This window comes from Streptomyces coerulescens, from assembly GCF_042657965.1.
GTDB lineage: Bacteria > Actinomycetota > Actinomycetes > Streptomycetales > Streptomycetaceae > Streptomyces > Streptomyces coerulescens.
In genome coordinates, this window is the sequence record NZ_JBHSKM010000040.1 from 65,191 (window position 1) to 78,852 (window position 13,662).

Sequence of the window (13,662 nt, forward strand, 5' to 3'; positions counted from 1 at the left end):
TACATCCACCTCTGGTTCACCCTTCGTTCATTCAAACGCCCCGCTCCCGCACAAACGTGCCCCTACCGTCCCCCACGCTGCATTCAAGGGGAAGCAAGGGGAGTACCAAGAGCCATGCGTATTCAGTTGCCGATCGTCAGCGTCAACAACGACTCGCATCATGGTGGCAGAGCAGCCCTGACCTGCCGTTTCCGGTGTGGTGACGCCTGTTTCCACGAGGTGCCCAACACCACCACCAACCCGTACGTCGGTGACGTCATCGCCGACGCCCTCAGCCGCCGTACCGTGATGCGCGCCGCCGCCGTCGTCACCGCGGCCACCGCGGTCGGCGCCTCCGCCACCGTCGCCGCCCCGAAGGCGAGCGCCGCCGAGACGGCCGCCGCCACCGCCGCGACCAGCACCCGCCATGCCTCCCGCGGCGCGCGCGGCCTGCGCTTCAGCCCCGTCGCGCCGAACACCGCCGACACCGTGACCGTCCCGGACGGCTACGCGCAGAACGTCGTCATCCGCTGGGGCGAGCCCATCCTGCGTGGCGCGCCCGCGTTCGACCCGGAGAACCAGACCGCCGAGTCGCAGTCGAAGCAGTTCGGGTACAACAACGACTTCCTCGCTCTTCTGCCGCTGCCGGGCGAGCGCAATCGGCAGATTCTCGTCGCCAACCACGAGTACACCGATGAAGTGCTCATGTTCCGTGGCTACGACGCCGCCAACCCGACCAAGCAGCAGGTCGAGGTTGCCTGGGCCGCGCACGGCCTGTCCGCCGTCGTCGTCGAGGGGGACCGGCGCAGCGGCAAGCTCACGCCCGTTCCGCGGCACCCGCTCAACCGGCGTGTGACCGCCACCAGCGAGTTCAAGGTCACCGGCCCGGCGGCCGGCTCGGACCTGCTGAAGACCTCCACCGACCCGACCGGCACCAAGGTCCTGGGGACTCTCAACAACTGCTCCGGTGGTGTCACCCCGTGGGGTACCACGCTGCACGGCGAGGAGAACTTCAACCAGTACTTCGCCAACGCCACCCGGGCGACGGACAAGCGGTACGGGCTCGGGACGGGTGCGACCGAGCGCAAGTGGGAGCGGTTCGACAAGCGGTTCGACGTGGCCCAGGAGCCGAACGAGCCGCACCGCTTCGGCTTCGTCGTCGAGCTCGACCCGTACGACCCCACGGCCAAGCCCCGCAAGCGCACCGCGCTCGGCCGGTTCAAGCACGAGGGCGCCACCGTCCGGCTGACCGACGACGGGCGTCCGGTCGTGTACTCCGGTGACGACGAGCGGTTCGACTACTTCTACAAGTTCATCGGCAGCAAGCGGATGAAGAAGGGGTCGAGCCGGGCGGTGCGGGAGCACAATCTCTCGCTGCTCGACGAGGGGACGCTCTACGTCGCCAAGCTCAGCGGTGACTCCCCGGCCATCGAGATCGACGGAAGCGGCAAGCTTCCCGCCGACGGTGAGTTCGACGGCAGCGGTGAGTGGATTCCGCTGGCCACCGCCACCGCCAAGGGTGCCGTCTCGCACGTCGAGGGGATGACCGCGGACGAGGTGTTCGTGTTCACGCGTCTCGCCGGTGACAAGGTCGGCGCGACGAAGATGGACCGGCCCGAGGACATCGAGCCCAACCCGCACACCGGCAAGGTGTACGTCGCGCTCACCAACAACACCAACCGCGGCGTCGGCTCGAACGCCAAGGCCGACGAGGCCAACCCGCGCAACGCCAACAAGCACGGCCAGATCCTGGAGCTCACCGAGCGCTGGAACCGCGCCGACAGCAAGAAGTTCGCCTGGTCGCTGTTCCTCGTGGCCGGTGACCCGAACGATCCGGCCACCTACTTCGCCGGGTTCCCGAAGGACGACGTCTCCCCGATCTCCTGCCCGGACAACGTCGCCTTCGACTCCTACGGCAACCTGTGGATCTCCACCGACGGCAACGCCCTCGGCAACCACGACGGCCTCTTCGGCGTCGCCACCCGCGGTGACCGCCGCGGTGAGCTGAAGCAGTTCCTGACGATGCCGAACGGCGCGGAGACCTGCGGCCCGGTCATCCAGGACCGCCGCGTGCTCGTCGCCGTGCAGCACCCGGGCGAGATCGACGGCGCGACGGCCGAGAAGCCGCTGAGCGCCTGGCCCGACGGGGCGGGGAAGATCAACCGGCCCGCCGTCGTGGCGGTCTGGCGCAAGGACGGCTGCGACATCGGCGTCTGAGCCGGTGGCCTTACGCCCTACGGGAGTGCTGGGACCGGCGGCTGCGGTTCGCCGTCGTGTTCCAGCCACTCCCGGTACGCGGGCGCCTGCCGCGCCGCCTCCCAGTACGCCTCCGCCAGCGCGGGATACACCCCGTCGAGGTCCGTCTCCGTGCGGGCCGCGAGCAGGAGGCGTACGCCGAGCGGATCGCCGTGCAGGCGCCGTACCGCCATCGTGGGGCTGTCGGCGTGGGTCGGCTGGCAGACGGTGACCACCTCGCCGGTGGCGACCAGGGCGTCGGCCGTGTAGTAGTCGCCGTGCAGGACGTGCGGATTGACGCCGGCCGCGCGGAACATCCGCTGCACGGCGTCCCACTCCCCGTCGACCGTCGGGTCGACCATCCAGCGGTCGTCGGCCAGGTCGAGGAGCGTGACCTCCGACTTCTTCGCCCCGGGGTGGTCGGTCGGGAGCGACACGAACTGCGGCTCGCGCTCCATCAGCACGCGCAGCCGTAGCTCGGGCGGGATGCGCAGCGGTGAGCCCTCGACCTCGTGCACGAAGGCGACGTCGAGCTGTCCCTCGGCGACCATGCGCAGCAGGGCGTTCGGGGAGACGTTCATATGGAGCGTCGGGTCCTGGCCCTGTCCGCGCAGCCGGCGCAGCCAGCCCGCGAGGGCCTTGCTCGCGGTGGAGCCGACCCGCAGCTCCGGTCCGCCGGCCGCGGCGGCCCGCGCCTCGGCGACGAGGGCACGCATATCGGCCACCAGCGGCCGGGCGCGGCTGAGCACCAGGCGACCGAGCGGTGTGGGGCGGCAGCCGGTCCGCGCGCGCAGGAACAGCGCGCCGCCCAGCTCCTGCTCGATCCGGCGCAGTTGTGTGCTGAGTGACGGCTGGGCGACGCCCAGCTGGCGGGCGGCCCGGTGCAGACTGCCGGTGTCGGCTATGGCGCACAGTGCGCGGAGGTGCCTCACCTCGAGCTCCATGCCCTGGGACATTAAAACGGAATCAAAGCTTTCACCAGCCGCACAAATCCCCTCCGATCCTTGCTAATTGGGGTCCTGATAGGGCAGCGCTATCACCGATTGCCATCATCACAGCGGCCACGCGGAAGCAGACACTCGCCTTGACGACTCACCCCCCACCTAGGAGTCATCGATGCGTATGTCCTTTTCCCTGTCCGCGCGTTCGGCGGTCGCGGTCGGTCTCGGAGTGGCGGCCCTCGGGTTCGGCACCATCGCTCCGGCGTCGGCTGCGCCGGCCCCCGACCACGCGGGCTACGTCGCCACGTCCTCGGACTCCGACGCCAGTAAGGCCTTCTTCCAGGCCGTGCTGAAGTCGGTCGCCGAGAAGCGTGCCGAGAACCCGAGCGCCGCGGCCGTCACCGTCACCTACGACGCCTCCGGGGCGCCGGCGTTCAGCGCGCAGATAGCCCGCAGCACCGAGATATGGAACGGCTCGGTGTCGAACGTGAAGCTCCAGGAGGGCTCGAACGCCGACTTCACGTACCGCGAGGGCAACGACCCGCGCGGCTCGTACGCCTCGACCGACGGTCACGGCAACGGCTACATCTTCCTCGACTACCAGCAGAACCAGGAGTACGACTCCACCCGCGTCACGGCGCACGAGACGGGGCACGTCCTCGGCCTGCCGGACCACTATGAGGGTCCGTGCAGTGAGCTGATGTCGGGCGGCGGCCCCGGCCCGTCCTGCACCAACTCGCAGCCGGACGCCAACGAGCGGGCCAAGGTCGAGCAGCTGTGGGCCAACGGGTTCGCCGCCGCGATGGACAAGGCCCTGCACAAGGCACACCGCTAGTAAGGCACACCGCTAGTAAGGCACACCGCCGGTAAGGCCAGACCCACCCCCCACATGGCGCGGTCGCCCTCCTGCACGGGGCGGCCGCGCCGGTTTTGTGCGTGCGCATGGCTCGCGGGGCTTCGCGGATACCGGTGTTCAGGTCATCGTCGCCGGTGGAGCGTGACGTCCGTGACCAGGGCACGGTGGTCGGTGTCGGGCAGGTCGAGGAAGCGGGCGGAGCGGACGGAGAAGTCCTCGGAGAGCAGGACGTGGTCGATCTGCGCGCCGAACATCGGTGCCGTGCGGGCCGGCCAGCTGGGTGTGCGGTCGTGGCCGTCGAGCCGGGCGGCGTCGTGCAGGCCGGTGTCCAGGATGCGGCGGAAGGCGGCGTGGTCCTGGGAGGCGTTGAAGTCCCCGGCGACGACGAGGGGCGTGCGGTGGTCCTCGGCGGCGAAGTCCCGCAGCTCGCCGAGCTCCCGCCGCCACAGGTCGGTCCGGCCGGGCAGCGGCGGCATGGGGTGCGCGAGCTGGAGCCGTACGGCGTGTCCGCGTACGTCGGCGACGGCGCCGGGCATGGCCATGGTGCCGGTGACGGGGGCGGTGGGGTCGAGCGGGAAGCGGCTGAGGACGACCGAGCCCTTCGAACCGGCGGCCACCTGCGCCGTCCGGTGCGGATAGTCGCCGCCGAGGGCCTTGCCGAGCGTGTCGTCGCAGGTGAACTCGCATTCCTGGACGAACACGAGGTCCGGCTTCTCACGGCGGACGGCGGTGACCAGGGCGTCGGTCGCCTGCCCGAACTCGAGGTTCGAGGTCAGCACCCGGAAGGAGACCAGCGGGGGTCCGTCCGGCCGGGTCGTCCTGCCGTACGGCTCGATGAACCAGGCCAGCGCGCCGAGCAGCGCGAGGGCCCACACGACGCCGAACCACCAGCGCGCCAGCACGGCGAGCAGCAGTCCGAAGCCGGCCGGCACGAGCAGCCACGGCAGGAACGCGAGGAACTGCGGGACGGGCGTGATGCCGTCGGTGTCGGCGATCCGGCAGCCGACGACCACGCTGACCAGGAGGAACAGCAGCCCGGCGACCCAGGCGCCGAACCGCCGCCGACCGCGCCGTGCGGGCTCGCCGTCCGGTGGTGCCGCCCATTCGGCAGCCGCAGTGTCCACGTCCCGGCCTTCCGCTCGCGGGTGCGATGCCCGAATCCTCCCTCAAAGACGGGGCCCGTGGGGCGAAGGTTGCGAGGAGGCGTCGACGTGCCCCAGGAACGCCGCCAGTGCCTCGTCGAACTCCTCCGGCCGCTCCAGGTTCGGCATGTGCGCCGCTCCCCCGATCACCCGGAGTGTCGAGTGCGGGAGTGCCTTGTGCATGGCCTCGGCGTCCGGCACCGGGGTGTAGGTGTCGTCGGCGCCCACGACGACCAGGGCGGGGACCGTGACCCGGGTCAGCAGCTCGCGGTAGTCGGGGCGTTCGGCGCGGCCGCGCAGGGCCGCCGCGGCGCCCTCGGGCGGGGCCGCCGTCATCATGCGGTGGACATGGGCCTTGACCTCGGCGGACGCGTACGGCGCGACCATCCGCTCCAGCACCTCGTCGGCGTATCCGCGCATGCCCTCGCGCAGCAGCCGGTCCGCCATGGCGCCGCGGACGCGCCTGCCCTCCTCGGTCTCGGCCGCCGGGAAGGTGTCGGCGAGGACCAGTCCCCGGATCCGGCCGGGGAAACGGGCGTAGCACTCCATGACGATCTGGCCGCCCATCGACAGACCGCCCAGCACGAAGGTCTCCACCTCCAGGTCGTCCAGCAGGGCCTCGATGTCCGCGGCGAAGTCGGAGAGCGGGGTGATGCCGGGTACGACGGGGGAGGCGCCGTAGCCGCGCAGGTCGGGGGCGATGACCCGGCGGGCCGCGGAGAACGTCTCGATCTGCGGGGCCCACATCGTGCGGTCGAAGGGATGGCCGTGGACGAGGACGAGGGGAATCGATGAACGATCGGCGCCTTTGTCCACGTATGCGAGGAAAGGGGTCATGTGAACGACCCTAGATCGTCTCAACTCCTCGGTGCAATAAGATCTTTGCCCTCGGTGCAATGTCAGGGGAGGGCACATGGACGACTACCGGCGCATCGCCGACCGCCTGGCCGACGAGATCACCGCCGGACGGCTGAAGCCGGGCGAACGACTGCCTCCGCAGCGGCTGTTCGCGCGCCGGCGCGGGATCGCCGGGTCGACGGCGGGGCGGGTGTACGCCGAACTCGTACGGCGCGGACTGGTCGTCGGCGAGGTAGGCCGCGGCACCTTCGTACGGGCCGCCCCCGAGGCCACCGGCCGGGCCCTCGTCGAGGCCGCGACCGCGGCGCCGGTCAACCTGGAGCTCAACTACCCCTCCGCGCCGGGCCAGTCGGAGCTGCTCGCCCCGGCCCTCGCACCGCTCCAGCGCCCCGACGTCCTCACCGAGGCACTGCGCCCGTCCCCCGCGACCGGCACCCCCGCGGCACGCGCGGCGGCGGCCGCGCTGCTCGCCACCCCAGACTGGCACCCCGCCCCCGAGCGGATCCTGTTCACCGGCAACGCCCGCCAGGCCGTCGCCGCCACCCTCGCCTCCCTGGTCCGGCCCGGCGGCCGGGTCGGCGTCGAGGCGCTGACCTACCCAGTGGTCAAGGAGATCGCCGCCCGGCTCGGCATCACCCTGGTGCCGCTGGCCACGGACGAGCAGGGCCCGCGCCCGGAGTCCGTCGCCGCCGCCCACCGCGGCGCTCCCCTGGCCGCGCTCTACCTCCAGCCCACCCTGCACAACCCGACCTCGCTGACGACCGGCCCCGCACGCCGGCGGCTGCTCGCCCGCACCGCCCTCGACCTGGACATCCCCGTGGTGGAGGACCGGATCTGGTCCTTCCTGACGGACGACGACCCCCTCGCCGCCCACGCGCCCGGCCTCACCCATGTCGTCGACGGCCTCTCCAAGCGCGTCGCCCCCGGGCTCACCGTCGGCTTCGTCGCCGTCCCCGAGGGGCGCGTCGAGACGGTGGCGGCGGCCGTACGGTCCGGAGGCTGGAGCGCGGGCCGGTTCGCGCTGGAGGCGGCCGTGCGCTGGATCGAGGAGGGCACCGTGCGGCGGCTGGTCACGGCGAAGCGGGCGGACGCGGCGCGCAGACAGCGGGTGGTCGCCGAGGAGCTGCGGGACTTCACCGTACGCTCCGATCCGAACGCCTATTTCGTCTGGTGGGAGCTGCCCGCGCCGTGGCGGGCCGACACCTTCACGGCCGCCGCGGCCGCGCACGGCATCGCGGTCACGCCGGGTCCCGCCTTCGCCGTCGACCCCCACCGCACCCCGGACGCCGTCAGACTCGGGCTCGCGTCGGCTCCTGAGCCGGATCTGCGGCGGGCGCTGCGGACGCTCGCCGGCGTCGCGCGAGGTACCCCGTGAGCCGGCACACCAGGGCCACGGTCAGACCGAGGACGACCAGCGCCCAGGACACCGTGCGCAGGGTGTGGGTCAGGGCGTCGTAGACCGCGCCGGCGGCCGGGCGGTGAGCCGCTTCCCGGATGTCGGCCAGGGTGAGCCTGCGGCCGATCGCCACCGCCAGTGCGAGGAGCGCGCCGCCCAGCGCCGTGCCCAGGGCGGTCGCGGTGACCGCGCGGCGGCGGCACGCGGCGACGGCGATACCGGCCGCGGCCAGGACGGCCGCCGAGACCGGCAGCCAGAATCCGGCGACTTCGAGCACGTCGTACCCCTTCCTGAGCCGCGCGAGGTCGTCCGCCGGGAGCACCGGGACCTCGGTGTGCTCGACCGGGATGTGCCGGGCGAGCGGTACCTGCTCGTCGGCGAGCCGGCGTTTGACCTGGGCGGTGATCGGGGCCAGATCGACGGTGACCGCGCGCTCGCTCCCGTCCCGCAGGGCCCGCAGCACCGCGTCGTGGACCTCCCGGTTGCCCGCGTCCCACGCCGTGTGGAAGGCCGCGGTCCGGGTGAACGAGCGCACCGCGTCGTCCATGAAGGGCCGCACGCTGCCGGGCTCGGACGTCGCCGTCTCCGCTCGGCCGTCGGCCTCGTCCAGGATCCCGGCCTCGACGGTGTCGGCGACCGCGCCCTGCACCGCCGGATCCGCGGCGAGCGGCGCCATCGTCGTGACGTACCGGCCGGTGTCGGTCAGCCCGTACGTCACCCAGGCCGCCAGTACGCCGAACGGCACGAGCAGGCACGACAGGGCGATCAGCGCTGCCGACAGGGCGTTCCGCACACGGAGGGGCACACCTTCAGGCAAGGGTCACGGGGGCGGGTGCGCCAGGCGGATGCCTGCATACGGGCGCACGGCACCGCTCTCCGGTGGAGGGTTCACCCGAACGGGTGTCTCATGGATCAGGGGAGAGGACCGGGTTCGTGGGTGGATGAAGGGGAAACGGGCCGGCCCGGCCGCGCTGTCGGTGCGTGGCGGGGCCGGCCCGTGCGCTGCTCAGCCGATGTGGTGGCCCGCGGCGTCCTCGTGCGTGTAGTAGCGGTAGAACATCACCACGAAGGTGACCGCTCCGATCGCGAGCCCCATCACCGAGGACCTCAGGACCGACGCGTCGGTCTGGCTGTAGAGGAAGCCGAACGCGCCGCCCACGAACGCCGCCCACAGGACGGCGTGCAGCTCACGCCTCAGGTGCGGGGCGAGGGCGCGGACACCGACGTAGACGATGATGAAAGCGATCGTCGTCATGAAGCCGAAGAGCAGGTTCCAGCCGGTGATCTCGCCGCCGGAGCGCCGGTTCGCCGCGGCCCAGTAGCCGTAGATCAGCCCGAGGACCACCGGGGTCACGATGCCCGCGATGCGGTGCGTCCGGGCACTGAAGACATCGGGCAGCGGGGTGAGCGCCGCCGGGGTCCGTGCCCCGGGCGCGGGTGCCGCGTGAGCCATGAGAGCACTCCTCTCTCCTCGCCCCCGCCCTCCAGCGCACACCTGGGGCGGTCGGCTGGCAAGTCGAATGACGTGCCGGTCTTTCCGGCGGCGGCACGGGTACCCGGATGCGGCGCGTCGAACGTCGTGCTTGTCTGAGGCGCATGAGGGCCGTCAGCGACGGTGCGACCGGGCTGAAGGGCGACGCGCGCCGGCCGGAGCTGCTGCGCGTGCGGGGCCGCAGCGTCGCCTGGCTGCCGCCGCTGCTGCTCCTCATCGGCATCGTCGTGGTCGACTTCCACACCAGCAGCGACTTCCGGATCCTGTCCTGGATCGTGCTGGTGCCCGGTATCGCCGCCGCGATCTGCGGGGTGTGGGGGACGGCCGCGTTCGCGGTCCTCGCGCCCGCCACCTACCTCGCCGCGGACGCCGTCCTGCCGCACGAGTACCAGGCCGGGCTGCCCGACCTCGTCCTCGCCGGCATCGGTGGTGTCCTCGCCACGGCGGCCTGTGTGGTCCGGGTGCGCGGCGAGCGCCGCATGGTGCACATCCAGGACGTCGCCGCCACCATCCGCCGCACCGTGCTGCGCCCGCTGCCACCGGACTGGGGCGGCCTGGAGCACGCGGCCGTCTATCTCGCCGCCGACAGCGAGGCCAGGGTCGGCGGCGACTTCTACGACATCCAGATCGGCCTGCACGGCACCCGCGTCATCCTCGGCGACGTCCAGGGCAAGGGGCTGGGCGCGGTCGAGACGGCGGCCGCGCTGCTCGGCACGTTCCGGGAGGTCGGGTACCAGGAGCCGGACCTGGCGACGATCGCCCTGCGCCTGGAGGAGCGGCTGCAGCGGCACATCCTCATGCGGGAGGCCCTCGGCCGGGAGGACCGGGACCGGTTCGCCACCGCCGTGCTGATCGGCTTCCCCGACCTGGATCCGGGAGCGGTGGACGCCGTCGTCCTCGGCCACGACCGCCCGCTCGTCGTCGGCCCCCACGGCGTACGGCACCTGCCGCCCGGCCACGGTCTGCCCCTAGGCATGGCCGAACTCGACCCCCGCGGCGAGGGGCCGCCCCTGCTGCATGTGCCGCTGCGTCCCGGCGAGACCCTGCTGCTGACCACGGACGGGGTGACCGAGGCCCGGGACGGCGACGGCGCCTTCTACCCGCTCGCCGACGACCTCACCGAGGCCGTCGCCGCGGACCCGGGCATCGCCCTGCCCCGGCGGCTGGTGGCCTTCGTGCGGGAACGCACGCTGCGGCACTGCGGCGGGCATCTGGCCGACGACACCACGGTGTTCGCGGTACGACGAAGTGAGGGCACCGGGAAGGGTGGGGGGAATGGGGACGGAAATGGACGTTTGCGGGCTTGAGATCCCTTCTTTGCACCCGCAGCGGTTACGGTGCTGCCGTACGTGATCGACGGGGGATGGGGAGGGACCGATGCCCGGAACCGTGCTGCTGCTCGCCGCCTCACCTGCGGGCAAGGGCTGTCTGGTGGACGCCGCCTCCGTGCTTCCCGTCCTCGCCGCGGTGCCGCCCCCGGTGCTCTCGGGCACCGACACCGCGAACGTCGTCGAGCTCGCCGACCCGCTGGAGCCGCAGGCCGTCCTGACCCGGCTGCGCGCCGCGGCGGCGGCCCCCGGCCCGCTCACCGTCTTCGTCGCCGGCCAGCTCCAGCTGGACCGCCGCCAGCACCTTCCGCACCTCGCGCTGGCCCGTTCCACCCCGGCGACCGTCCGCTACACCGGGTTCCCCTGGCACTGGTTCCGTGAGGAACTGCGGCTGCGCGCTCCGGGTTCGACCTCGCTCGTCGTCGACCTGCACGCCGACGCGGAGACCTGGGAGTGGCTGCTGGCCAACCCCCTCGACTCGGGGCGCACCAGTGCCGTGTACGGCCGTGTCGCCCCGCCGCCGAACCGCCGTACGGTGGCGGGCCCGGCGTACATGAAGGCGGTCGCGACGCTCCTGCGCAGCGGACACCGGCCGCCCCTGGACCAACTGCACCAGCAGGCCCTCGCCCGTATCGCGCCGGAGGCGGGCGTGGGCACGGACATCGTGCTGACGGCGCAGGGCCCCGCGCAGGCGCCCGTGCCGCCCTACGTCCAGCACCCCGCACCGGCACCGGCACCGGCACCGGCACCCGCGCCGGCGCCCGTGGCGCCCGCTCTGCCCGCAGCGGCTCCCGTGCTCGCGGCGCCGGCGGCGCCACCCCCTCCGCCGAGCAGCCCCGAACCGGCCTGCATGCCCAGCGCTCCGCCGACCCTGGTCCTGACCCCCGTCCCGGGCCCGCCGCCCCCACCCGCGCAGCGCCCCACCCCCGTGGACCCGCACGCCGCCATCACGGCCGCCGTGCAGTCCGGGCAGCACGACGACGCCGACGCGTTGGCGGCCCTGGAGGAGCACGGGGCGATGCGGGCGCACGGGCCCGCCTCGCCGGAGGCCCTGCACTGGAGCGAGGTGCGGGCCGACCTGGCGATGCTGGCGGGGGACCCGGTGCGCAGCTGCCGTACCTGGCTGACCGTCGCCTCCGCCCGGCTCGGCGCGGGGCAGAACCCCGAGACGCCCGCGGTGGAGGCCGCGGTGGACCGGGCCCATCATCAGTGGGGCCAGATCCGCGACACGATGCTCGCGCGCGAACTGGGCTCCGCCCTGGCCGAGTTGCGCGGCCGGGTGCCGGGGCGCCGCAGCGGCGCCCTGGAGAACATCCACCGGCGACTGCGGGAGTTGCAGGTCAGCGGGTGAGGGGTCAGCGGATGAGCGTCCAGCGGGTGAAGGTGCGGTAGATCAGCGCGACCGAGCTGAACACACGGTCTCGCGATGTTCCTCCGGGCGGCGCCGGAACATCACCCGGACGGCTCGGCGCGCTGGTGGTCGTCCTCCCGGGGTGGTGCCTTATGAAGACGTGCCGATCTTGGGCGCGTCCTAGACACCAGCTCAGGAGGCCCGCGATGCCCCGTCCCCCGGCCCGTGCCGTCATCGCCCCGGCGCTCTTCGCGGGCGCGTTGCTGACCGTGTCCGCGTGCTCCGTCTCGTGGCCGGACCGGGCGGCCTCGGCCGGGCCCGCCTCCCCCGCGGTGTCGAGCGGCGGGACGCGGGCCCCGGTGGCCGCCCCGACGCTGACCGAGGACCAGGCGCGGTCGGCGCTGATCACGGACGCCGACCTCGGTGAACCCTGGGTGCCCACCGAGGGGTTCGCCACCTGGCGGGACACCATGCTGAAGGCGACCACCGACTCGATCGAGTGCCGGCGGCTGCTCGACGCCCTGTACGCGGAGGACCTCTTCGGGCCGGAGGCCCGCACCCGTGCCTCGACGGGTCTCGACGACCCGTGGGACGGGGCCCAGCTGCGCTATCAGATCGTGGCCCACCGGCCCGCGGACGTCGACGCGACGCTGGCGTGGCTCGGCAGCCTGCCGGACGAGTGCGGGCAGTTCACGGCGACCGCGCGTGGCGGACAGCTGGAGGTGGAGGTCGGTGAGGCCGAGATGCCCCAGGTCGGGGAGGCCCGTCAGGGTCTGCGGATCGTCCTGCACGGTGTCTCTGAGTCCGGCGACGCGCCCACGCTCACCCTGCACGTCGCCGCCGTCCGGGTCGGCGACGACGCGATCACCGTCATCAACGGCGGCCTCGCCGACGTACCGGCCGACGCCACCTGGGCCGCCGTCGAACTCGGCGCCCACCGTCTGACGGAGGTCAGAAAGCGGGGCAGGCAGGACGTCTAGAACGTGAAGGACGTGAAGACGTGAAGGACGTTCAGGCCATGCGCTCGACCGCGTCTGCGGCCTCCTTCAGGCCGGCCCCGGTGATCTCCCGGTAGGCCTTGATCGCCTGGATCTTCTTGTCGCTCCGCAGCAACGCGACGACCTCGTCCATGCGCGGGTCGGCGGGCTCGCCCACCCCCAAGTGGTGCATGATCAGGTCGAGTTTGCGCTCGACCCGGGCAACTCGCTTGTCGGTCTGGGAGATCCGGCTCTGGACGCTCATGACGACCAGGACACCGACCACGATGAAGAAGAGCCCCGCTATTTCCATGGTCGACGATCCTAGGCGGTCTTGTCCCTGGGCGGTCTTGACCCTAGGGGTCCTCGTCGAACCGCAGTTGGTGTGTCACCACATCCCGTGCCGTGTCCAGTGCCGTACGCCCGTGCGCGAACGCGTGCGCCCGCAGCCGGGCCAGCGCCTCGTTCGTGCCGATGTGCAGCTGGGCCATGATCATGCCGGTGGCCTGGTAGACCTGGTCATGGTCGGTGGCGAGGCCGCTCAGCCACCGCTTGTCGCCCGGCCGGCCGGCCTCCTCCACGTGCGGCAGCGCCATCAGGGCCACCGTCATCATCCCGGCCACCGTGCGTGCGGTGCGCAGCTCTTGGTCGGAGAGGTCACCGGGGGCCTCGCGATAGAGGTCGAGCGTGCCCACGCACACCGTCTCGCTGCCGAGCGGCATCGAGTACACCGCGCGGACCCCGGCGGCGGTCGCCTGCTGGGCGAACACCGGCCAGCGCTGTACGTCCTGCCCCGCCGTCAGGTCGCGGGCCAGCACGGGTGCGCCGCTCTCCGCGGCCGACTGGCAGGGACCGTCGCCCAAAGTGGCCTGGATCTCGGTCACATACGCCGCCTGCGCGTTGCTCGCGCCCAGTTGCACGGGCAGCCCGTCGCTGTACAGCGACACGCTCGCGCCGCTCACGGGCAGCAGGTCCACGGCCACGTCGCACAGCCGCCCCGGTATCTCACCCGGCCCCACCCCGCGCACGCCTTCAGCGACGGCGTCCGCGGCGCCGGGCGACTCCCGGCTCCGTTCTCGCTCTCGCTCGTCTTTGGGCCGCACGGCA

13 protein-coding genes are annotated in these 13,662 nt (G+C 72.6%); 6 read left to right on the forward strand and 7 right to left on the reverse strand.

What is annotated here, in order from left to right:
• Nucleotides 1-114 precede the first annotated feature (114 nt).
• Nucleotides 115-2,196, forward strand: coding sequence for a PhoX family protein (locus tag ACFPQ9_RS35865; RefSeq protein ID WP_380862793.1), 2,082 nt, complete (start codon nt 115-117; stop codon nt 2,194-2,196).
• 17 nt (nt 2,197-2,213) lie between these two features.
• Here the strand turns inward: ACFPQ9_RS35865 and ACFPQ9_RS35870 are convergent, their stop codons facing one another.
• On the reverse strand, nt 2,214-3,158 hold the full coding sequence (locus tag ACFPQ9_RS35870; protein WP_380862795.1) for a LysR family transcriptional regulator: 945 nt from the start codon (nt 3,156-3,158) through the stop codon (nt 2,214-2,216).
• Nucleotides 3,159-3,336: 178 nt separating this feature from the next.
• Between ACFPQ9_RS35870 and snpA the strand changes: the two genes are divergently transcribed.
• Nucleotides 3,337-3,990 (forward strand): snapalysin, encoded by a 654-nt coding sequence (snpA, locus tag ACFPQ9_RS35875; RefSeq protein WP_380862937.1) that lies wholly within the window; start codon nt 3,337-3,339, stop codon nt 3,988-3,990.
• 143 nt (nt 3,991-4,133) lie between these two features.
• On the opposite strand, the gene ACFPQ9_RS35880 is transcribed toward snpA, so the two are convergent.
• Nucleotides 4,134-5,135 (reverse strand): endonuclease/exonuclease/phosphatase family protein, encoded by a 1,002-nt coding sequence (locus ACFPQ9_RS35880; RefSeq protein WP_380862797.1) that lies wholly within the window; start codon nt 5,133-5,135, stop codon nt 4,134-4,136.
• 42 nt (nt 5,136-5,177) lie between these two features.
• Nucleotides 5,178-5,990, reverse strand: coding sequence for an alpha/beta fold hydrolase (locus tag ACFPQ9_RS35885; protein WP_380862799.1), 813 nt, complete (start codon nt 5,988-5,990; stop codon nt 5,178-5,180).
• A 76-nt stretch (nt 5,991-6,066) separates the two neighbouring features.
• Between ACFPQ9_RS35885 and ACFPQ9_RS35890 the strand changes: the two genes are divergently transcribed.
• Complete coding sequence (locus tag ACFPQ9_RS35890; RefSeq protein WP_380862801.1) at nt 6,067-7,386, forward strand: aminotransferase-like domain-containing protein; 1,320 nt, start codon at nt 6,067-6,069, stop codon at nt 7,384-7,386.
• Here ACFPQ9_RS35890 and ACFPQ9_RS35895 read toward each other — a convergent pair.
• The gene (locus tag ACFPQ9_RS35895) at nt 7,301-8,212 is read right to left on the reverse strand and encodes a hypothetical protein (RefSeq protein WP_380862803.1); all 912 of its coding nucleotides are present in this window, start codon (nt 8,210-8,212) and stop codon (nt 7,301-7,303) included. The two genes, ACFPQ9_RS35890 and ACFPQ9_RS35895, sit on opposite strands and share 86 nt — an antisense overlap.
• Before the next feature lie 201 nt (nt 8,213-8,413).
• Nucleotides 8,414-8,860: a hypothetical protein gene (locus ACFPQ9_RS35900; RefSeq protein ID WP_380862805.1), complete on the reverse strand. Its 447-nt coding sequence runs from the start codon at nt 8,858-8,860 to the stop codon at nt 8,414-8,416.
• A gap of 143 nt (nt 8,861-9,003) precedes the next feature.
• Between ACFPQ9_RS35900 and ACFPQ9_RS35905 the strand changes: the two genes are divergently transcribed.
• The 3 genes from ACFPQ9_RS35905 (at nt 9,004) to ACFPQ9_RS35915 (ending at nt 12,558) form a co-directional block, all read left to right on the forward strand.
• A complete protein-coding gene (locus ACFPQ9_RS35905; protein WP_380862807.1) occupies nt 9,004-10,206 on the forward strand; it encodes a PP2C family protein-serine/threonine phosphatase in 1,203 nt (400 codons plus the stop codon).
• Nucleotides 10,207-10,276: 70 nt separating this feature from the next.
• A complete protein-coding gene (locus ACFPQ9_RS35910) occupies nt 10,277-11,578 on the forward strand; it encodes a hypothetical protein (RefSeq protein WP_380862809.1) in 1,302 nt (433 codons plus the stop codon).
• 206 nt (nt 11,579-11,784) lie between these two features.
• Nucleotides 11,785-12,558, forward strand: a complete 774-nt coding sequence (locus tag ACFPQ9_RS35915; RefSeq protein ID WP_380862811.1) for a hypothetical protein — start codon at nt 11,785-11,787, stop codon at nt 12,556-12,558.
• 31 nt (nt 12,559-12,589) lie between these two features.
• On the opposite strand, the gene ACFPQ9_RS35920 is transcribed toward ACFPQ9_RS35915, so the two are convergent.
• Together ACFPQ9_RS35920 and ACFPQ9_RS35925 are read right to left on the reverse strand one after the other, a co-directional pair.
• On the reverse strand, nt 12,590-12,868 hold the full coding sequence (locus ACFPQ9_RS35920; RefSeq protein WP_380862813.1) for a ribosomal protein L7/L12: 279 nt from the start codon (nt 12,866-12,868) through the stop codon (nt 12,590-12,592).
• Nucleotides 12,869-12,911: 43 nt separating this feature from the next.
• The gene (locus ACFPQ9_RS35925) at nt 12,912-13,658 is read right to left on the reverse strand and encodes a GAF and ANTAR domain-containing protein (RefSeq protein ID WP_380862815.1); all 747 of its coding nucleotides are present in this window, start codon (nt 13,656-13,658) and stop codon (nt 12,912-12,914) included.
• Nucleotides 13,659-13,662 lie beyond the last annotated feature (4 nt).